The sequence below is a fragment of the Sphingobacterium sp. GQ94 genome, assembly GCF_059758715.1.
In genome coordinates this window covers 52,791-72,336 of the sequence record NZ_JCAXEC010000002.1, presented here as the reverse complement: position 1 = coordinate 72,336, position 19,546 = coordinate 52,791, and the positions used below count along the sequence as shown (strand labels likewise).

Genomic DNA, 19,546 nt, shown 5'->3' with positions numbered 1-19,546 from the left:
AAAAAGGACAATATACATTTATCGCCCAAGATTAAACTCGAGATGTAAAATTCAATTTCATCCTTTTTAAAGGAAATTTTCAGGACTAAAAATTCTAACCTAAATATTGTCCCTGTCTGATGAGCAATCCTCTATATTTATTGAACACAGATGACTTAGAAACAAAGCCAAGGTAATGTCCTTCGGTATTTACAACTGGAAGTATCCAAACATCATCTTTATTCATTTTAGCCATCACAACCTCCATGTTTTCAGTCTCAATAATAACATCTTTGGGTTTGTGTGACAATTTTTCGAAACTCGTATCTTTGCCTTCTATTTCACCTAATAAAACAGAGAATAATTGCTCACTATAAAGTATCCCAAGAAGTTTCCCTTTGTCATCAATAATTGGGAATATATTCCTTTTGGAATGGATGATATCACTTTGACGCATTAAAGGAGTTTCATCAGGTTTTAATTTGACAAAATTGGTTTCTAACAAGTATCTTAATTTCATCATGCTTAGAACGGTACGATCTTTATCCTCGTAAGAGATCAAATCGCCTTTTTCAGCCAATGCCTTCGTATAAATAGAATTTTTCATCACGGCTCGGTTAATCAGATAGGATATTGAAGAAATTAACATTAACGGGACCATTAAGGTATAACCTCCAGTAATCTCGGCAATCAAAAAAACACCTGTCAATGGGGCATGCATGATTCCAGAAAGCGAACCAGCCATTCCAGCCATGACAAAGTTGGGTACATTAAGTTGAATAAAACCCATTTGATTTACACCAAAAGCGAAAGCAAATCCCAAAAGACCTCCCATTACCATACTTGGTCCGAATATCCCTCCATTCCCCCCTCCATTGATTGTGAATAAAGAAGCAAATGATTTTGCAAATAAGGTTAATAATGTATAACAAACTACAACCCAAGCTATATCTTTATAATTTGAGAACAATGAATTCTTTACAATGGCATCGAATCTACCATCTAACATTTGCTGAATTGTTATATACCCCTCTCCATATAACGCAGGAAAAATAAAAATCATGGCACCGATAGTTATACCACTAAACCAAACCTTATTATACGGATTCTTAATTCTTGAGAACCATTTTTTCACCAGTTGGCTTATTTTAGAAAAATAGACTGTATAAATTCCAATTAGGACGGCTAAGATGATATAGAAAAATATAGCATCAACGACCCAATCTGTCGCTATTGTATGAAACAAGGGCTCACTGTATATAATTCTTGAAATAACTGCAGCTAAAGCTGAAGAAATTAATAAAGGAATAAATGCAGGAATAGAAAATTCAGGAAGTAGAATCTCAATTGCAAAAATCATTCCTGCGATTGGGCTATTGAATGCTCCTGAAATACCTGCAGCAGCGCCACAAGCTAACAACATGGTGATTTCCTTATAACTTAAGCCAAAAAATCTACCCATATTGGAACCTATTGCAGCTCCGCTTGATGCGATAGGAGCTTCTAAACCCGCAGATCCTCCAAATCCGACGGTTATTGCAGCCGTAATAATTTGAGAATAAATGTTATGAAAATCAAATCGACTTGACTTTCGTGAAATTGAATATATAATTGGGGTAATCCCATGTTCCAATTTTTTACCCTTTAAGAATTTCCGAACATAAAAAACACTCAGAAAAATTCCGATTAAAGGGAAAATTAAATAAAGAGAATATTTAAAGTACCAAGTCACATCATCCTGCAATTCTGCGGCAATATAATGGGTCAGACCTTTTAAGAGCGCTGCTGCCAAACCTCCAACAATACCTACTAGAAAAGCCAAAACAATTAAGAAATTCCTATTGCTGATCTTTTGCATTCTCCAATTGTTAATGGCTTGAAGCTTTTTTAATAAATGTGACTTCATCTGTTTTGAGAAAGATTGTTCTCTACAAATATAGAAACCATTTCATTGGATAGCGGATTTTTAAGAAGAAGAGGAAGAAAAAAATGAATCCAAAGGAGCAAATTGCCAATTTAACTTGAGTATACTAACAAAATATTGGGATTAATATATGAGAACAATTTGATTAAAGAAAAGCTTCAGAGTTTTATGTAAATTGTTGCAACATTTGACCCTTAGAATGTCAAAGTCTCAAATCAATAATTTATTTATTGTGTTTACTTGTTAACCTTTCTAAAAAAATGGTTTATTTGCACGTGAAAACTTTAAGTTATTTATCTCTACAAATTAGGGTACAGATGAGCCAAAACGACGCTCAAGAAAACTTATATATATACCAATGAATTTTCTCGAGCTCGTTCTGTAAAAAGTAATTAGAACACTTAATAACTTAAAAGAAATCAAATTTAATTCTCAACATTTGCTGTTGCATACTCTTTAATAAAATTCTCTACTTCATCCACCATTTTTTTACTACCAATAATTAACATAGTTCTTTGGTGTAAATCATCTGGTGTAATCTCTAAAATGCGTCCAGATCCTGTTGAGGCTTTTCCTCCAGCCTGTTCTACAATGAAGGCCAATGGATTACATTCATACATCAGTCTTAATTTCCCGTTTTTATATTGAGATGTCGCTGGATACAGGAATATACCTCCTTGAATCAGGTTTCTATGAAAATCAGCCACTAAAGAACCAATGTATCTAGAGGTATAGGGCCGGTCAGTCAGGAGATCAAATTCTTTACAATATTGTAAGTATTTTTTAATACCTGTTGGAAATTGATTGTAATTACTTTCATTTACAGAATACGTTTGCCCTTTTGAAGGGATCCTCAATACCGGATGTGAGAGACAAAACTCCCCAATTGAAGGATCAAGAGTAAAACCATTCACCCCCATTCCTGTCGTGTATACTAACATCGTTGATGATCCATAGATGATGTAACCTGCAGCTACTTGTTTGTTTCCTTGTTGATGAAAGTCTTTCTCTTCTAATTGAAGTCCTGTACTAATTCTTTTATAAATTGAAAAGATAGTTCCAACTGAAACATTTGCGTCGATATTCGATGAACCATCCAGAGGATCAAAATATACCATGTACTTACCTATTCCATACCTAGATGAGTTCGTTAAATCAATACCATGTTCATGTTCTTCTGAAGCTAAATAGCAACATTCACCTACCCTCTGCAATACATCCATAAAATAATGATCAGAAAAAACATCTAATTTCTGTTGTTCTTCCCCTTGAATGTTACTTTCCCCTTGTTTTCCTAAGATATCAGCTAAACCAGCTTTATTAACTTCTCTATGAACAATTTTGGCTGCCAGGGATATTGCTTGCAAAAGACGAGTCAATTCTCCTTTTGCTTGCGGGAACTGCATTTGTTGTTCGGAAATGAATTGTTCCAAAGTTTGTATACTCATAAATCAAATAATTATCTTATTTTTTTTCTTCGGCGTCAATGGGAATAAATTGAGTATAATTTTCGTCAAACATAGACTTTAATTTATTTGCAAGCTCATCATAGGCTTCGGGATTTTCCCACATGAGTTTAGGATTTAAGATTTTATTTGGGACTCCTGGGCATTCTCTTGGCATTTGCAATCCAAAAATCGGGTGAGTTTCATATCCATGTTCTCCTAAAGTGTTTACCATGGCAGATTGAATAACCTGGCGGGTATAAGATAATTGAATTCTACGACCTATTCCATAAGGTCCTGCAATCCAACCAGTGTTTACGAGCCATACTTGTATTTTTGGATTTTCCACTAATTTTTGTCTTAACATTTCAGCATATTTCATTGGATGTAACGGCATAAAAGCAGCTCCAAAACAAGCTGAGAATGTGGCAACAGGAGTTTTAACCCCGATTTCTGTCCCAGCAACTTTAGCCGTGTACCCATTTATAAAATAATACATAGCTTGCTCTGAACTTAATCTAGAGATTGGAGGAAGAACCCCAAAAGCATCAGCGCTCAAGAAAAAGACATGCTCAGGCGTGTTACCTTGCCCTTTGTTTACATTATCTAGGAAATCAAGAGGGTAAGAAGCCCGCATATTTTCTGTAATGCTGGAATTGTCAAAATCGACTTCTCTAGAGTTCGACTTAAAATTTACATTTTCCAACAGGGAACCAAAGCGAAGTGCGTTGTATATTTGAGGCTCATTCTCGAAGGTTAAACCAATTGTTTTTGCGTAACAGCCTCCTTCAAAGTTAAATACAGTATTCTGATCCCATCCATGCTCATCATCCCCTATTAAATATCGTCCATTATCAGACGATAAGGTAGTTTTACCTGTACCGGATAACCCAAAAAACAATGCAGTATCTCCTTTTTTTCCTACATTCGCCGCGCAATGCATCGTCAATACGTCTTTACTTATTGGTAGCATATAGTTTAGTGCACTAAAAATACTTTTTTTGATTTCACCTGTATATGCTGTCCCTATAATAAGGATTCGCCCACGGGTTAAATCAATAGCAACACAATGTGAATTTGGTAATCCGATTTCTTCATAATCATCTATCTTCAAACTCGATGCAACTAAAAGCGTCCAATCAATCGCTAATTGTTCTTCACCATCAACCTGGAGAAACATATTATTCACAAAAAGATCTTGACAAGGACTTTCGGTTAGCGTAAGGACCACCTGAGCATAATCAGGATGATTACAAGCCTGTACAGATCGTACATATAACGGAATATGTGAAAGATGTTTTTTTGCCCTATAAAATAATGCATCAAATAAATCTGAAGACATGGCCTTATTTACTTTTCCCCAGTCTACGTTTTCGGCGCTAGAGGCATCCATGACTAAAAAACGAGACTCAGGAGATCGACCTGTAAATCTTCCAGTTTTAAAACTTAAAGCACCACTTTCTGTAAGTGATGCCTCTTCATTAAATATTGCATGTTCTACCAATTCTGGAACCGGTAGTTGGAAATAAATTGGGCCAACTGGGTGGATACCCAAGCTCTCAAAATGATTGTTGATCAAGTTTGTCATATATAGGCTTTATTTTGGTGGCAAATCTATACATAATTTTAGCATAAATAAAAATAAATTTAGCATATTGTCAAATTTACACAATGATAATGCATTGAAAATCAATGGTATAATTTAAATTATATCTATAATTATTTTTTAGCAAAATAGTTTAGATGATTTTCAATAAAATAGTCAATAGCACTTTAAACCCAATAGGCTCACTTATAGCTTTTCAATTGAATAAAAGGGATTTAAAACTTAATATCATAAAAACACAGTCTTAAAACACATAATAAATAGTTTGCTAAAATAATTTTGATAATATATATTAATAAATTGACAAAATAGGTTAATATCGATTTCCAATAGAATCATCAGAATTAGGTCAAATTCTATTAATTCTGTAGGGAAATTGTAATCCATACAATCCTCAGACAATTTTACTTACAAAACTGACGTATCTTTACCACCATGGATAAAATCAAATATTCAGTTTTAGAATTAGCTAGTATTTGCAAGAATAAGACTGCAACTGATGCTATTGAAAGGGCGAGAATCGGTGCACAATTTATTGACGATAAAGGATACACAAGATTATGGCTGGCAGAACATCATAATATGGAATATATCGCCAGTTCTGCGACCTCTGTATTAATTGGCCATTTAGCAAATAGCACAAAAAATATCCGGGTAGGTTCCGGTGGAATTATGCTTCCTAATCATTCGCCTTTAGTAATTGCGGAACAATTTGGAACTTTAGAAGCAATTTATCCCGGCAGAATTGATTTGGGTCTAGGAAGAGCGCCTGGAACAGATCAACTTACAGCAATGGCTCTTAGGCGTAACAATTTAAACACTGCTTTCTATTTTAAAGATGATGTATTGGAATTGCAAAAATATTTTAATTCTGAAAATGCAACCTCTAAAGTTCGCGCATTTCCTGCAGAAGGATTGGAAGTACCTATATGGATATTAGGTTCAAGTACAGATAGTGCTTACTTGGCTGCTGAATTAGGCCTACCCTATGCTTTTGCAGCTCATTTTGCGCCTGCCATGTTAGAAAATGCCGCTGAAATTTACAAAACAAATTTTAAGCCCTCAAAATATTCGAAGAAACCTTATCTGCTTGTTTGTATTAATGCTATCGCTGCAGATAGTCTAGAAGAAGCAAAATTACTTTCTACTAGCCTTTATAACATGTTTGCTGCTATCGTTACCAACCGGAGAATGCCATTATCTCCCCCTACTGAAGAAACAATCTACCATGGGATACCCGAAATTGAAGCTGCTGTAGAATCTATGGTAAAATGTACTTTCGTAGGCACCGCTGCTACTATCGCCGAACAATTAGAGACTTTTAATAGAAAAATAGGTGCACAAGAAATAATGGTTAGCAACTACATATACGATGACCTAAAACGGCTTCATGCATTTGAATTAATTGCGAATGCATTTGATATTTTAAACTCAAGAGTAGAGATTGAATAGCATTAAAAAGCGAGTTAACATAGATTTAATACTCAGGTAATATTCAAATAAAAAGAACTATTTATATTTGAATATTAAAAAATAAATTAGTTATGATTAAAGATGAAGTATTAATTCAAGAATGGAACTCTTATTTAGCGGAGTTCATCTACGATGGTGATGATTTTAACACGAATGAGGATTAAAATCCACCATTGTTTTTTATCCTAAATTCTAAAAAACTCTACCCCAGAGAATCTTAATTTGCTCAAAAGGGCTATTCAAAAACAAAATAGATTTTTCAGCACAGCCTATTCAATAAACTATGCTGAGTCGCTGTAAAGAAATTTCTAAAAACTATATTAATTTCATTTTCACGTTGAGCTGCATGTATGCCGCCAAGTGGATATAAATCCATGATATGCTCACGGATTTCTTTAACTAGTAATTTAGACTCTCTGGTAACCGATTCAAATAATTCCTTATTATCCAATTTCCTATTCTCGCTATTCTCCCAAATTTCTTCAGATAATTTTTTAAAAAAGAAACTCTTTCCTGATAATTCACTTTTTAATCGATCTATCTCTTTAAAACTTGAATTAATCCAGGTAATTGATCCTTTAGCGTTTTTAGATTGTTCGAAAACGTATTTTTCCAACAAATCTAAAAACCGGCGGTACATCCCAATGTAATTCATCAATAAGGTAAGTTCAGCAAAAGGTAAAAACGGGATATTAAAAATTGGCGAGTGGAGAACAATATTATCCTGATTCAAAGAAAAACTTTGATTTTTAGACGCCCTTACATTGCTTAAAGTAAAACTATGACTTGCTGTACATTCTAAACCAAAAGAATCCCAATCGTATTGAATCAAAACTTCTTCTCTCGGGACTACAAAAGATAAAATCACGGGTTCTCCATTATTCAATATTTGATTATTCTGAACATCAAATACTTCAGCATTTAAGGTAAAATGCGTAAGATGGGGAGCTCCAGTTGCATATTTCCAATAACCAGAAATCATATAATCTTCTCCATCCCAATATGCTTTTCCACCTGTTGCCCCACTGCCACCAAAACAAATTTTGGGATTTTTAAACATTTCTTTAGTTATTTCTTTGTCCATGTACCCTACAAACATATTGGCGCCTGAACATAAGGTTATGGTCCATGCGAGTCCTGCATCCCAATAAGCAAGTTCTTCTAATAATTCCAATCCTGCAGGAAGATTATACTCAAGTCCGCCAAATTCTTTTGGCACCCATATATTAAACCAATTGGCCTTATATATCAAATCTAATTGTTCTGGAACAAGCGATTTTTTATCAATTGCACTTACTTGTAAATCCTTAATACTATCAATTTGTTGTTTTCTCACCATTGTTAATTGTGTTAAGCAAAATTTTTTTCCAATTCAAGTATCCAAACACCGCAACTATTGTTAGAAAAATAGTAAGTCCAGCAAATAAATAAAGGTCTTTATAGATTAACAATGGGATGGCAAAAACGTTACTGATATTCAGTAATATCCAATTTTCAAGTTTTCTTTTTGCTAAAAGCCACATCCCTGCCCATGCTGTCGAACTTACCCAAGCATCATAAATTGGAACCTCAGAATCTGTGGCAAAGCTTAACCAAATGAAAAAGAAAAAAAATCCGAATACGACGATTGCAATTACAATACTCCAATCAGTTTTTGAACAAGTTGTTATCGACTGATGATGTGCTACTTTATTTGATGTCCAATACCACCAACCATACACACTCATGACTAAATAGTAAACTTGCAGGACAATTTCTCCATACAAACCAGAAGTATAAAGGACAAACATTCCAGAGATAATCCCCAGGATTCCAAAAAAGTAATTAGATACCTTATTTTTTTTCGATAAAAGGACTTGAATAATTCCACAAATAACTGAAATCCACTCAAGCCAAAAAGTACGAGATATTGTGTAAAATACGTTGAATATAATTTCTTTCATCATTTTTCCCTACGCCAGCATTATCTGGATCAGGTGCTCCCTTTTAAAACAATAGGAATGGGTTTATTCTCAGCTCACTAATTTCAGAAAATGATTCTGAATAATGGCACCCCTTAAATTACTTACATGTTTAACTTCAAAATTTGAGAAGTATTTTTCCGTGTTGATTGACAAAGCTCTTCATTCTTATTCAGCTCTTTACCCCAAGTCGGAATCATCTCTCTTAATTTTTGACGGTACGGTTCAGAAGTTGCACGTTCAGGAAAACATCTTTTCAATAAATTAATCATTATCGCAACTGAAGTCGAAGCTCCAGGAGATGCTCCTAATAAGGCTGCAATAGATCCATCTGCACTAGAAACGACTTCCGTACCAAATTCTAGAATGCCACCATGAACTGGATCCTTCTTAATAACTTGAACCCGTTGACCAGCTTTTTCTATAGCCCAGTCTTCCATCTTCGCCGTCGGAACAAATTGTTTTAAAGCATCTAGTTTATCTTGAGGTTTCTTCATCACCTCGGTAATTAAATATTTTGTCAAGGGTAAGTTGTCCAATCCTGCGGACAACATTGGTCGAATGTTAGAAAGCTTAATTGAAGCGGGCAAATCAAAGTAAGAACCTTTCTTCAAAAACTTTGTGGAAAACCCTGCATAAGGACCAAATAACAAAGCCTGTTGTCCGTCGATATAACGAGTATCCAAATGAGGAACCGACATCGGGGGAGCTCCAACCGAGGCCTTTCCATAGACTTTAGAATGGTGTTGTTCAATAATTTCTTTATTGGTGCACCTTAACCATTGCCCACCTACAGGAAACCCTCCATAACCTTTTGATTCTGGAATTCCAGATTTCTCTAGTAGCAACAGAGAATGGCCTCCTGCGCCGATGAAAACAAATTTTGCTGTGATTTCTCTCTTTTCTCCAGTTTTCAAATCCCTTACCTCTACTTCCCATCTCCCATCATCCTCCCGGTCGATGTCTTTGACTTCCTGATTTAAAGACAACTTAATATTATCTTTACCATCCAAATGGGTTAATAAATCTTCCGTTAGCGCACCAAAATTAACATCCGTTCCAATATCCATTTTTGTCGCTGCCATTGGATCATTCTCAGATCTGCCTTCCATCATTAAAGGCACCCATTCTTTAAGAGTTGCTTTATCTTCAGTGTATTCCATTCCTTTAAAAAGATTGTTCTTAATAAGGGTTTGGTGTCTTGTTTTTAAAAATTCTACATCCTTTTCTCCAAACACTGCCGACATATGAGAAACTCTACGTATGAAATGACTTGGATTTTTTATAATATTTTTTTCAACCAGATAAGACCAAAATTGCTTAGACACCTCAAATTGCTCAGCAATATGAATAGCTTTATCAATTTTCACACTACCATCTGCTTGTAGAGGTGTATAGTTTAACTCACACAAGGCAGAGTGTCCTGTACCGGCATTATTCCAGGCATCTGAACTCTCAGCGGCAACCACATCTAAACGTTCTACAATCTCAATATTAATATCGGGACTCAATTCGTTTATTAGTGTACCCAGCGTAGCGCTCATGATACCTCCGCCAATTAAAACAACATCTACTTCCGTTTTCTTTGTTTTCTTACCCATGGTTATAAAATGAAATACAAAATTAATATTCGAATTATATTTAAGCGAATAAATTTGTCAGAAACGTTTCAAATATTTGTGATTTTATCAAAAAAACACAAATATTATCTACAAAACCACCTGTTTGAATCAAAATATATTTCTATAAGCCTACTATTGTGAGACATTTTTTGTATTATGGAGTTTATTTTTCACTTTTGTGAACTTTAAATTCACGTACATAAATTTAAAATAGCATGAAATTGTTATCCGGAAAAACGGCCTTAATCACAGGGGCATCAAAAGGAATAGGTCGTAAAATTGCTGAAGTATTTGTTCAACATGGTGCAAATGTAGCTTTCACCTATCTTTCTTCCATAGAAAAAGGAGAGGCATTAGAGCAGGAACTTCAAGGATTTGGAACCAAGGTAAAAGGATATAGATCTGATGCTTCCAAATTTGATGAGGCAGAAAAATTAATCAATGATATTGTAAATGAATTTGGCACGCTTGATATTGTGGTAAACAACGCTGGAATTACCAAAGATGGCCTTTTAATGCGAATGACTGAAGAGAATTGGGATGATGTGATCAATATTAATCTAAAATCTGTATTCAATGTCTCAAAAGCAGCATCTAAGGTGATGATGAAGAATCGTAAAGGAAGCATCATAAATTTGAGTTCGGTGGTAGGTATTCAAGGAAATGCGGGTCAAGCAAATTATGCAGCCTCTAAGGCAGGAATTATTGGTTTTTCAAAATCATTAGCAAAAGAACTTGGATCAAGGAATATTCGAACTAATGTAATTGCGCCTGGCTTCATTCGTACTGAAATGACGGAAGTTTTAGACGCAAAAGTAGTCGAAGGTTGGGAAGCAAATATTCCATTAAAACGTGCTGGATTACCAGAGGATGTGGCTAATGCATGTTTATTCTTTGCTTCTGATTTATCAGCATATGTTACCGGACAAGTCCTTCCAGTTTGTGGAGGAATGTTATAGTTTTTTACTCCTTTTGATTTAGAAAGTAGGTAAAAACAAACCTACTTTCTAAATCAAAATTGACCATTTAAGATAATATTCTTTTCAATTTCTCTGGACATAAATTGGAGGACGTTAAGCACAAGATTAAGAAATTCATGAGAAAAAGACGTTAACTTGACACCTAGTTTCATTATTTCTGGTAATACATTAGAGCCTATATTATGAATTTTACAAAAAAAATATTTAATATAAATTCAGAAGAGGATTTCAATCAATGCGCTATTGAGGTGTTTAATTATCAATCAAAAAACACCAAAATATATAAAGAATTCCTTCAAATATTACGCATAGAACCTAATGAAATACAATATTATACGGAAATCCCGTTCATGCCTATTCAATTTTTTAAAACGAAAAAAATAATTATTGAAGGGCTTAAACCTGAAATTATTTTTAGTAGTTCTGGTACCACTGGGATGGTAACAAGTAAACATTATGTATCAGATTTTGAATTATATAAAAAAAGTTTCAGACTTACTTTCCAACAATTCTATGGAAAAATAAAAGATTTTGCCATTTTAGCCTTGCTCCCGTCTTATTTGGAACGATCAGGGTCGTCTTTAGTTTATATGATTGAAGATTTTATTAAAGAATCTCATCAACTCGAAAGTAATTTTTTCCTTCACAATCAAGAAGACCTTTTTAACACATTAAATACATTAAAAAAAAGAGGGAAAAAAACAATTTTATTTGGAGTGACCTATGCGTTGCTTGACTTTGTTGAAACATATGATATTAATTTCCCTGAATTAATTGTCATGGAAACAGGGGGTATGAAAGGAAAGAAGAAGGAAATGGTTAGGGAGGAACTCCACACCATTCTTTGTCAAGGATTTGGTGTAGATAGTATACATTCAGAATATGGAATGACTGAATTGCTATCTCAAGGCTATTCTTTTGGAAATGGTCTATTTAACACCCCTAATTGGATGAAAATATTAATCAGAGATACGAACGATCCTCTATCATTAATTAATGAATCAAAAACTGGAGCGGTGAATGTTATTGATTTATGCAATTACAATTCCTGTTCATTTATAGCAACACAGGATTTAGGAAAGATTCAGCCTAATGGATCATTTGAGATTCTTGGAAGATTTGACAATTCTGATATTCGAGGATGCAATCTTTTAATTCAATGATTCCATACTATATACTCCCAAATTCTGCTGAGAATAAACCAATATGGTTATTGTAAATTTCCATCTTCAAATGTATTTCCTGCATTTATATCACCGGAATCATAGCCTTTCTTAAACCAATATACCCTCTGCTCGGATGTGCCATGCGTAAATGATTCTGGATTAGAATGGCCCATGGCCTGTTCCTGAATGTGATCATCACCGACCGCTGCCGCTGCCCGCATTCCTTCAACAATATCGTCGTAAGTTATTTCGACATCTGTCGTGTTATTTAGATGATGTGCCCAAACACCGGCATAAAAATCAGCTTGCAATTCAGTCATCACACTAATTTTGTTATACTCAGGTTCACTCATCCGAGACCTCATCGCATTAGTTTGCGATAATACCCCAAAAATATTTTGAATATGATGACCAACTTCATGTGCAATTACATAAGCCAATGCAAATTCTCCTTTTGCACCGTATTTTTGAGATAATTCACGATTGAAACTAAGATCCAAATATATTTTTTGATCTCCTGGACAATAAAATGGTCCGAAATGAGACTGACCAAATCCACAACCTTGAGTCTCGGTGCCTTCAGAATAAATCACCAATGAGGGTTTGGGATAAGATTTCCCATTCTGTTGGAATATTGCCCCCCAGACATCATCAGTACTTGCAATAATGACATCCGCAAAGTCCATCAGGTTATCTTCCTCAGGAGTAGATTGATATTCACCCTGCTCATTATTTGATTGTTGGCCTACTGTGGAACTTTGCATTTGATTCAACAACTCTCCGGGATCACCCCCCATCAAAAAGCCTATTATCAGAACTATTACGCCACCAATTCCTCCTAGAGTCATTTTCTGTCCACCAGACATTCCTCTACGATCTTCAATATTACCGCCTCTTCGGCCTCCTTGCCATTTCATAATTGAATAAGTTTATCTCACAAATTTAGAATCTATTTCGATTACTGCAAATTCTCTGCCACACCTACAATTTGTTTACATGCTACCCCTAAATTAAAATTCATATCTTTGTTTCAATACTTATTACTCAAATTTATGTTATTAGAAGTTCTAAAAAGCAGAAGCGAAAACAAATGCGAATTATGTAATTCATCAGCAAACCTGTCAATATATGAAGTTCCGCCGGCATCAAACCCCGGTTCAGAACAAAGCATATTAACTTGCTCTATTTGTAAGGGACAAATTGAAAAAACTGAACAAATCGACTCTGAACATTGGAAAGTTCTTGGGGAAACAATGTGGTCTAGTTATTTACCTGTTCAAGTTGTCGCATGGAGAATGCTAAGCAGATTACGAAATGAAGCATGGGCATCAGATAACTTAGATATCTTATACTTAGATGAGGAAACGTTAACTTGGGCAAAAAAAACAGGAGATCATGAATCTGAAGCTACTGTAAATTTCCATCAAGATTCAAATGGCACGCGTTTATTAGATGGAGATACCGTTGTATTAATTAAAACTTTGGATGTTAAGGGATCAACTTTATCGGCTAAATTAGGAACGGTAGTCAAAAACATTCGACTCGTTTGGGATAATACAGAACAGATCGAAGGGAAAATTGATGGGCAAACGATCGTTATTTTAACAAAATATTTGAGAAAAGGCTAATGTATAAACTATTAAATAATCGGAAGTTGAGAAATTTATTTTTAAAGATGTTTAGTATAGCATTATCGTTTCCAGCATTTTCACAAGAGAAAATAAATATTGAGCGAATGGAGAATGTTATTGTAAATCCTCAAACTCAGCTGTTGGATGTACGCACTGAAAATGAATACAGCGCAGGCCATTTACCTAACTCATTAAATGTAGACTGGAAAAATCAGGAAACATTTATTGAGGTAATGAAAACGTTGAACAAACTTGAACCTGTATATGTTTATTGCTTGAGTGGTGGTCGAAGTAAACTGGCCACAAAACTATTGGCAGACAATGGTTTTACGGTTTATGATTATTCAGGGGGAATGCTGGAGTGGAGATCTAAAGAAAAACCTGAGGTTAAATCAGATAATGCAATAAATATTAAAGAATTAACACACGAAGATTTTGAAAATAAAATCCATTCAAACAAACTAGTATTAGTTAATTTTTCAGCAGTTTGGTGCCTCCCATGTCAGGAATTAAAACCAATAATTGACAAAATTGAAAAAGAGCAATCAGCAAACGTGAAAGTAATTAGAATAGATGCTGATCAAAATAGAAAGTTACTAAAGGCTCTTAACGTCCGAGGGATACCTAAACTTTCATTATTTAATAATGGTAAAGAAGTCTGGACTAAAAACGGTCTAGCTACAGAACTAGAAATTCTTAAAGAAATAAGGAACGTACAAAAGTAAGTTAAACTTCATAATCTTAATAAATTGATTCAAATTGCATTAATTTCAGGGGCCGTTTTCGGTATTTTAGCAATCATTTTAGGTGCATTTGGAGCTCATGCTTTAAAAAAAATCCTTTCTTATGAAAGCTTAAGCTCCTTCGAAGTTGGGGTCAGATACCAAATGTACTCAGCTTTAGTTTTATTATTAATGGGACTAAATTTCAGGTTTGAAGATGGTTATGAGCAATGGGCATTCCATGGAATTTTTTGGGGCACAATTCTATTCTCTGGAAGTATATATGTACTTAGCTTTAAAGATTTATGGAAGACTAATCTTAAATTTTTAGGCCCTATTACTCCTCTAGGAGGACTATTTATGATTATCGGTTGGACTCTGATGTTAGTCTCTTTTCTGTAAAAAAATAAAATGTAAAATAAAGCTATCTAAGCTTAAATCCCATTAGACAAAGTTAACTGTTAATAGAGTTGTCAATTACAATTAACTATATTACAGCAATTTATACCACTTTAAATATTTTTCAATTGATTCCCTTTTTTCAGAGGTAAGATTATAATCCAAATTTTCATTTAAGTATTTCGCGTAGTCAAAATTAGGAAATTCAGGGAGGCCAGGAATTACATCATTTGGTCTCGATACTCCGTCGGCTAGAGCAGTATTGAATTTAGTTTGAAAGTCCAGGGGTAATCGCTTATTAGACACCCATACGGCAAAAGCAAATTCTAAACCTGTTAAGACTTTCCAGTAATGACCTAAGTCATAGTTGAATTCGAAATCTTCTTTTCTCCCAAATGTTCGATCTCCAATCAGAACGATTGCATCTGCAGCCCCCTGTTCAACCAAAGTTACTTCTTTTTTCCAAAGGTGCTTTAATAAAATTCGAGCTAAACCATTCGAGGTTTTAGACTGCATATCCAATTGCAGGGTTTCAATGTCCTGTATAGGCTTATTAGAAAATATAAAAACAGAATCTACATAATCCTTACTGCCAATACAATAATCTCCGATGATATAATATTCTTCTAAATCAGATAGGCCTGCAACGGGAATTATCCCCATATCGGCCTCATTTTCGATGACCTTTCTTGCACATTCGCTTGGATAATCTACAGTTAATTCAATGTCATCTATAATTTCAGAGTTCCTTATTCCTTGCAAAAAAGGTAATGTATTGGTATATGAAACAGCCGATATTCTAATTTTATTCATCAATTAAGTGTTCTAAATGCTTAATATTATAATAATCAACAATTGAAAATGAATTGTCTTGATATTCTAATTTGTACAATGAGGTATTCGTATGTGGGAATTCATCCATACGGCATACAGGAATATTGATAAGGTGGCATAACATAATTCGTAGCGCGCGGCCATGCATACAGACAAGTACAGTCTCTTCCTCAAATTGATTCAGCATGTAGGCTATTGCTGCTTTCTGTCTCTGAACTAAAGTATTGGGTGATTCTCCGGCCTCAATGGCCACGTCCAAATTATTACCCTTCCATAATTCGACAACCTTCTGAAACCCACTTAATACCTCAGGGGTTTGCTCCTTCCCTTCATAAATCCCCCAACTTATTTCGTCCAAACCTTCTAGCTTCTCCATAGGAATACCATCGTTCAAAAAAGGATCTACTGTTTGATGGGTTCTAAGTAAAGTGGAGGTATATATTTTATCAAATGGAACGTCTCTATATTCATTATAAAAAGCAAGAGATTGTTTTATTCCGATTTCATTTAAGGGACTATTCACCCCTCGTCCCTGAACTATTCCTTTAAGATTTAGGTCTGTTTGACCATGCCTAATAAAATAAAAAGTTTTCTTCAATTTATTATAAATTCTTATCCATTTAAAACAGGCAAAGCATAGTATTTTTTCTTGGAATCTTCGCCAAAATCAACATCTTTGAAATCTGTGACTACATTATATAACGTATCTCTCTCAATTGGGTGCCTTCCAACATGTTTAATAAGTTCCACAAGTTCTTGTGTACTCATTGCTGGATTTTGTTCCTCAGCACCGGCCATACTATAAATTTTTGTTGTATCGTCTAATGTACCGTCAATATCATTTACACCAAAACTTAAAGACATTTGAGCAGTATTTCTAGAAATCATTGCCCAGTATGCTTTAATGTGTGGGAAATTATCCAAATAAATTCTAGAGATTGCATAATTTCTTAAATCTTCTATCACAGAAACTTCAGGAACATTATTCATTTGATTGTCCTTATTCCTAAATTTGAGTGGTATAAAGGTTTGAAAACCATGTGTTTTGTCTTGAAGTTGCCTCAAACGTTCCATATGATCTACCCGATGCCAGAATTCTTCAATGTGACCATATAACATGGTTGCATTTGTGTGCATCCCTAAACGGTGGGCCTGTTCATGGATATCTAACCACTGTTCGGCATTGCATTTATCATTCGCAATTTTCTCTCTAATCTCAGGATGAAAAATCTCTGCACCACCACCAGGCATTGAATCCAGGCCGCACGATTGGAGGTATTTAAGGCCTTCGTAGTGACTTAAATTTGCTTTCTTGAAAATATAGTAATATTCTACTGGTGTTAGTCCTTTTATGTGAAGGTCAGCTCGATGTTCCTTACATCGTTTAAAAAACTCAGCATAAAATGCTAAATTCTGTTTTGGAACCACCCCCCCCGTAATATGAACTTCGGTAACTGGTTGGTTGTCATATTTTTTCACGATATTAAGCATAGCATCTACATCCATTTCCCAACCGGCCTCTCGCTCTTTTATCATACGTGAATAAGAACAGAATTTACAATCGTAAACACAAATGTTCGTGGGTTCAATATGAAAGTTTCGATTAAAATAGGTTAAATCACCATGAATTCGTTCTCTAATATAATTTGCCAGAACTCCTAGATAGCCTAGTTCGGCATGTTCGTAAAGAAATACACCTTCTTCAAAGGTTATTCTTTCTTGTTTTTGAACCTTCTCAGCAATTTGTATTAGCTCTGTTGATAAGTTTTTATCATTTAATAAAAACTTTAGTTTTTGTGTTGATTCCATTGCGCACTCCTTACCTACAAATGTATGAAAACCTGCCCTAAAAAGCTATTTATTTAAGTCATTATACTTCAACAAATTGTTGCATATCAATCAATCTTTTATATAATCCGTTTTTCTCAATGAGCTGCAAATGGGATCCGGTTTCAACTATTTTCCCTGCTTCTAATACAATAATCAAATCAGCTTTTTGAATAGTTGATAACCGATGGGCAATAACGACAGTTGTTCTATTTTCCATTAGTTTATAAAGGGAATCTTGAACCAATCTTTCTGATTCAGTATCTAATGCGGAGGTAGCCTCATCTAATAACATAATCGGTGGGTTTTTAAGTACCGCCCTAGCTATACAAATTCTTTGCCGTTGTCCCCCAGATAATTTAGAACCTCGGTCCCCAATATTTGTCTGGTAACCTTTCTCAGTTCCTATTATAAATTCGTGTGCATTTGCGATTTTAGCTGCGTGAATTACTTGTTCCTGGGTAGCTGATAAATTTGCAAAAGCAATATTATTAAAAATTGAATCATTAAATAAAATTGACTCTTGATTCACGACGCCAATCAATTGGCGTAAAGATTCTTGGTTTAAATCCCGAATATCTACATCATCAATGGTCAAGGAGCCAGAATTCACATCCATGAATCTAGGAATTAGATCGACCAAAGTTGACTTTCCACCTCCTGAGGGTCCTACCAAAGCAACAGTTTGCCCCTTCTGTATATCTAAATTTATATTATGTAAAACCTCTTGATCTTCATAAGAGAAACAGACTTGATTAAATTTAATTTTGTCTTGAAAGCTTGTTATTATTTTTGAATCCGGCTTGTCTGATACTTCATTTTTTTCATCAATCAATTGAAGCACTCGTTCCCCAGCTGCAATGCCATTGTGAATGTTGCTAAAGGCATCCGTTAATGCTTTCGCTGGTCGCATAACTTGTGAAAAAATTGCAATATAAGCGATAAACTCAGAAGCACTTAAGTCACCTTGACCGCTCAAGACAAGATGACCACCATATAGAAGGATAATGGCAACCATAATTACTCCCAACAGTTCCGAAACGGGTGATCCCATTTGTTGACGTCGCACCATTCTTCTATTTATTTTCGCATAGTTATCGTTCTCCAAATTAAATTTCCCTTTAATAAATTCTGAAGCATTAAAAGACTTAATAATCTTAATTCCGGAGAGTGCTTCTTCTAATAAAGTAATCATATTAGCATAAGTTCTCTGCCCCTGTTGAGCCTGGTGCTTTAAAGTCTTCACAATCCTAGCAATGAAAAATGCGGAGACGGGTATAACCAATAAAGAAAACAAGGTTAATTTGCTAGAAATAATAAAAAGCATGACCACATAGGCTAATAATTGAAGTGGTTCTTTAAAGGCAACCTGAAGGGTACCAGTCACTGAAAATTGTACAACCTGAACATCAGAGGCAATTTTCGAAATGATATCTCCTTTTCTTTGATTGGAAAAATAACCCAAATGAAGATTCATAACATTTGAAAAAACAGATTTTCTAAGATTCAATAATGTATGAATTCTTAAATTCTCCATTATACGTTGAGAAAGATATCTAAACAGGTTACTGATAAATACAGAAACCACAATTACAATACACGTTACCTTGAGAGCTTCATATGGACCAAAACGATTGTTCATATCGTAAGCAAAATAATTGAAATAATCCATCACGTCAAATGCTCCTTCTGGTTTAGGTACCGGCTCTAACACAGCATCTTGAGAATTAAATAAAGTTTGCAATAACGGCGCTAACAAAGCTAAATTCAGTGTACTGAACACCACCATGATTAATGTGCAAAGGATATAAGGAATAGCGTATTTTTCAATAGGCTTTGCAAACGATAAAAGTCGAAAGTATGTTTTCATGCAGAATACGAATTCCACAAAAATAACAAAATTTACAACCATAGCGGTTTATACTTATGGCATCTACAAGAATGTTGCAAACATATGTCATTTTAAACGCATAATTC

General features: G+C 34.6%; 17 protein-coding genes. 6 read left to right on the top strand and 11 right to left on the bottom strand.

Going from position 1 to position 19,546, the window contains the following annotated elements; genetic code table 11:
* Positions 1-94 precede the first annotated feature (94 nt).
* The 3 genes from AC6CHH_RS02110 to AC6CHH_RS02100 all read right to left on the bottom strand — a co-directional run bounded on the left by AC6CHH_RS02110 (position 95) and on the right by AC6CHH_RS02100 (position 4,936).
* Complete coding sequence (locus AC6CHH_RS02110) at positions 95-1,885, bottom strand: chloride channel protein (protein ID WP_498279238.1); 1,791 nt, start codon at positions 1,883-1,885, stop codon at positions 95-97.
* A gap of 443 nt (positions 1,886-2,328) precedes the next feature.
* Positions 2,329-3,351 (bottom strand): class 1 fructose-bisphosphatase, encoded by a 1,023-nt coding sequence (gene fbp, locus AC6CHH_RS02105; RefSeq protein WP_498279236.1) that lies wholly within the window; start codon positions 3,349-3,351, stop codon positions 2,329-2,331.
* A gap of 16 nt (positions 3,352-3,367) precedes the next feature.
* Positions 3,368-4,936, bottom strand: a complete 1,569-nt coding sequence (locus AC6CHH_RS02100) for a phosphoenolpyruvate carboxykinase (ATP) (protein ID WP_498279234.1) — start codon at positions 4,934-4,936, stop codon at positions 3,368-3,370.
* Between the two features lie 453 nt (positions 4,937-5,389).
* Here AC6CHH_RS02100 and AC6CHH_RS02095 point away from each other — a divergent pair, with 453 nt between their 5' ends.
* Positions 5,390-6,406: an LLM class flavin-dependent oxidoreductase gene (locus AC6CHH_RS02095; protein WP_498279232.1), complete on the top strand. Its 1,017-nt coding sequence runs from the start codon at positions 5,390-5,392 to the stop codon at positions 6,404-6,406.
* A gap of 280 nt (positions 6,407-6,686) precedes the next feature.
* On the opposite strand, the gene AC6CHH_RS02090 is transcribed toward AC6CHH_RS02095, so the two are convergent.
* The 3 genes from AC6CHH_RS02090 to AC6CHH_RS02080 all read right to left on the bottom strand — a co-directional run bounded on the left by AC6CHH_RS02090 (position 6,687) and on the right by AC6CHH_RS02080 (position 9,989).
* Positions 6,687-7,766, bottom strand: a complete 1,080-nt coding sequence (locus AC6CHH_RS02090; RefSeq protein ID WP_498279230.1) for an acyl-CoA dehydrogenase family protein — start codon at positions 7,764-7,766, stop codon at positions 6,687-6,689.
* The gene (gene pnuC / locus AC6CHH_RS02085) at positions 7,744-8,373 is read right to left on the bottom strand and encodes a nicotinamide riboside transporter PnuC (RefSeq protein ID WP_498279228.1); all 630 of its coding nucleotides are present in this window, start codon (positions 8,371-8,373) and stop codon (positions 7,744-7,746) included. The genes AC6CHH_RS02090 and pnuC overlap by 23 nt, the downstream gene beginning before the upstream one ends.
* A 119-nt stretch (positions 8,374-8,492) precedes the next feature.
* The gene (locus AC6CHH_RS02080) at positions 8,493-9,989 is read right to left on the bottom strand and encodes a malate:quinone oxidoreductase (RefSeq protein ID WP_498279226.1); all 1,497 of its coding nucleotides are present in this window, start codon (positions 9,987-9,989) and stop codon (positions 8,493-8,495) included.
* Positions 9,990-10,225: 236 nt separating this feature from the next.
* Here AC6CHH_RS02080 and fabG point away from each other — a divergent pair, with 236 nt between their 5' ends.
* Together fabG and AC6CHH_RS02070 are read left to right on the top strand one after the other, a co-directional pair.
* Positions 10,226-10,969, top strand: coding sequence for a 3-oxoacyl-[acyl-carrier-protein] reductase (gene fabG / locus AC6CHH_RS02075; RefSeq protein WP_498279224.1), 744 nt, complete (start codon positions 10,226-10,228; stop codon positions 10,967-10,969).
* A gap of 203 nt (positions 10,970-11,172) precedes the next feature.
* Complete coding sequence (locus tag AC6CHH_RS02070; RefSeq protein WP_498279222.1) at positions 11,173-12,153, top strand: LuxE/PaaK family acyltransferase; 981 nt, start codon at positions 11,173-11,175, stop codon at positions 12,151-12,153.
* 47 nt (positions 12,154-12,200) lie between these two features.
* On the opposite strand, the gene ypfJ is transcribed toward AC6CHH_RS02070, so the two are convergent.
* A complete protein-coding gene (ypfJ, locus tag AC6CHH_RS02065) occupies positions 12,201-13,073 on the bottom strand; it encodes a KPN_02809 family neutral zinc metallopeptidase (RefSeq protein ID WP_498279220.1) in 873 nt (290 codons plus the stop codon).
* Between the two features lie 135 nt (positions 13,074-13,208).
* Here ypfJ and AC6CHH_RS02060 point away from each other — a divergent pair, with 135 nt between their 5' ends.
* From AC6CHH_RS02060 to AC6CHH_RS02050, 3 genes are read left to right on the top strand one after another with little or no spacing between them, the layout of a single operon-like run.
* On the top strand, positions 13,209-13,784 hold the full coding sequence (locus AC6CHH_RS02060) for a PhnA domain-containing protein (RefSeq protein WP_498279218.1): 576 nt from the start codon (positions 13,209-13,211) through the stop codon (positions 13,782-13,784).
* 47 nt (positions 13,785-13,831) lie between these two features.
* Positions 13,832-14,512, top strand: a complete 681-nt coding sequence (locus AC6CHH_RS02055; protein ID WP_498279216.1) for a thioredoxin domain-containing protein — start codon at positions 13,832-13,834, stop codon at positions 14,510-14,512.
* 24 nt (positions 14,513-14,536) lie between these two features.
* A complete protein-coding gene (locus AC6CHH_RS02050; RefSeq protein WP_498279214.1) occupies positions 14,537-14,911 on the top strand; it encodes a DUF423 domain-containing protein in 375 nt (124 codons plus the stop codon).
* Between the two features lie 90 nt (positions 14,912-15,001).
* Here the strand turns inward: AC6CHH_RS02050 and AC6CHH_RS02045 are convergent, their stop codons facing one another.
* The 4 genes from AC6CHH_RS02045 to AC6CHH_RS02030 all read right to left on the bottom strand — a co-directional run bounded on the left by AC6CHH_RS02045 (position 15,002) and on the right by AC6CHH_RS02030 (position 19,439).
* Positions 15,002-15,721, bottom strand: a complete 720-nt coding sequence (locus AC6CHH_RS02045) for a menaquinone biosynthetic enzyme MqnA/MqnD family protein (protein WP_498279212.1) — start codon at positions 15,719-15,721, stop codon at positions 15,002-15,004.
* Positions 15,714-16,340, bottom strand: a complete 627-nt coding sequence (locus tag AC6CHH_RS02040; RefSeq protein ID WP_498279210.1) for a histidine phosphatase family protein — start codon at positions 16,338-16,340, stop codon at positions 15,714-15,716. The genes AC6CHH_RS02045 and AC6CHH_RS02040 overlap by 8 nt, the downstream gene beginning before the upstream one ends.
* A 14-nt stretch (positions 16,341-16,354) precedes the next feature.
* Entirely contained in the window at positions 16,355-17,551 is a 1,197-nt protein-coding gene (gene mqnE, locus AC6CHH_RS02035; protein WP_498279208.1) for an aminofutalosine synthase MqnE, read from the bottom strand.
* A gap of 61 nt (positions 17,552-17,612) precedes the next feature.
* Positions 17,613-19,439, bottom strand: a complete 1,827-nt coding sequence (locus AC6CHH_RS02030; protein ID WP_498279206.1) for an ABC transporter ATP-binding protein — start codon at positions 19,437-19,439, stop codon at positions 17,613-17,615.
* Between the last annotated feature and the right edge of the window lie 107 nt (positions 19,440-19,546).

Excerpts from the sequence above, each read along its gene's own strand:
- mqnE (WP_498279208.1), bottom strand. The coding sequence starts at position 17,551 with ATGGAATCAACACAAAAACTAAAGTTTTTATTAAATGATAAAAACTTA.
- AC6CHH_RS02100 (WP_498279234.1), bottom strand. The coding sequence starts at position 4,936 with ATGACAAACTTGATCAACAATCATTTTGAGAGCTTGGGTATCCACCCA.
- AC6CHH_RS02060 (WP_498279218.1), top strand. The coding sequence starts at position 13,209 with ATGTTATTAGAAGTTCTAAAAAGCAGAAGCGAAAACAAATGCGAATTA.
- AC6CHH_RS02095 (WP_498279232.1), top strand. The coding sequence starts at position 5,390 with ATGGATAAAATCAAATATTCAGTTTTAGAATTAGCTAGTATTTGCAAG.
- pnuC (WP_498279228.1), bottom strand. The coding sequence starts at position 8,373 with ATGATGAAAGAAATTATATTCAACGTATTTTACACAATATCTCGTACT.
- AC6CHH_RS02090 (WP_498279230.1), bottom strand. The coding sequence starts at position 7,766 with ATGGTGAGAAAACAACAAATTGATAGTATTAAGGATTTACAAGTAAGT.
- ypfJ (WP_498279220.1), bottom strand. The coding sequence starts at position 13,073 with ATGAAATGGCAAGGAGGCCGAAGAGGCGGTAATATTGAAGATCGTAGA.
- AC6CHH_RS02070 (WP_498279222.1), top strand. The coding sequence starts at position 11,173 with ATGAATTTTACAAAAAAAATATTTAATATAAATTCAGAAGAGGATTTC.
- AC6CHH_RS02080 (WP_498279226.1), bottom strand. The coding sequence starts at position 9,989 with ATGGGTAAGAAAACAAAGAAAACGGAAGTAGATGTTGTTTTAATTGGC.
- AC6CHH_RS02030 (WP_498279206.1), bottom strand. The coding sequence starts at position 19,439 with ATGAAAACATACTTTCGACTTTTATCGTTTGCAAAGCCTATTGAAAAA.
- fbp (WP_498279236.1), bottom strand. The coding sequence starts at position 3,351 with ATGAGTATACAAACTTTGGAACAATTCATTTCCGAACAACAAATGCAG.
- AC6CHH_RS02110 (WP_498279238.1), bottom strand. The coding sequence starts at position 1,885 with ATGAAGTCACATTTATTAAAAAAGCTTCAAGCCATTAACAATTGGAGA.
- fabG (WP_498279224.1), top strand. The coding sequence starts at position 10,226 with ATGAAATTGTTATCCGGAAAAACGGCCTTAATCACAGGGGCATCAAAA.
- AC6CHH_RS02055 (WP_498279216.1), top strand. The coding sequence starts at position 13,832 with ATGTTTAGTATAGCATTATCGTTTCCAGCATTTTCACAAGAGAAAATA.
- AC6CHH_RS02045 (WP_498279212.1), bottom strand. The coding sequence starts at position 15,721 with ATGAATAAAATTAGAATATCGGCTGTTTCATATACCAATACATTACCT.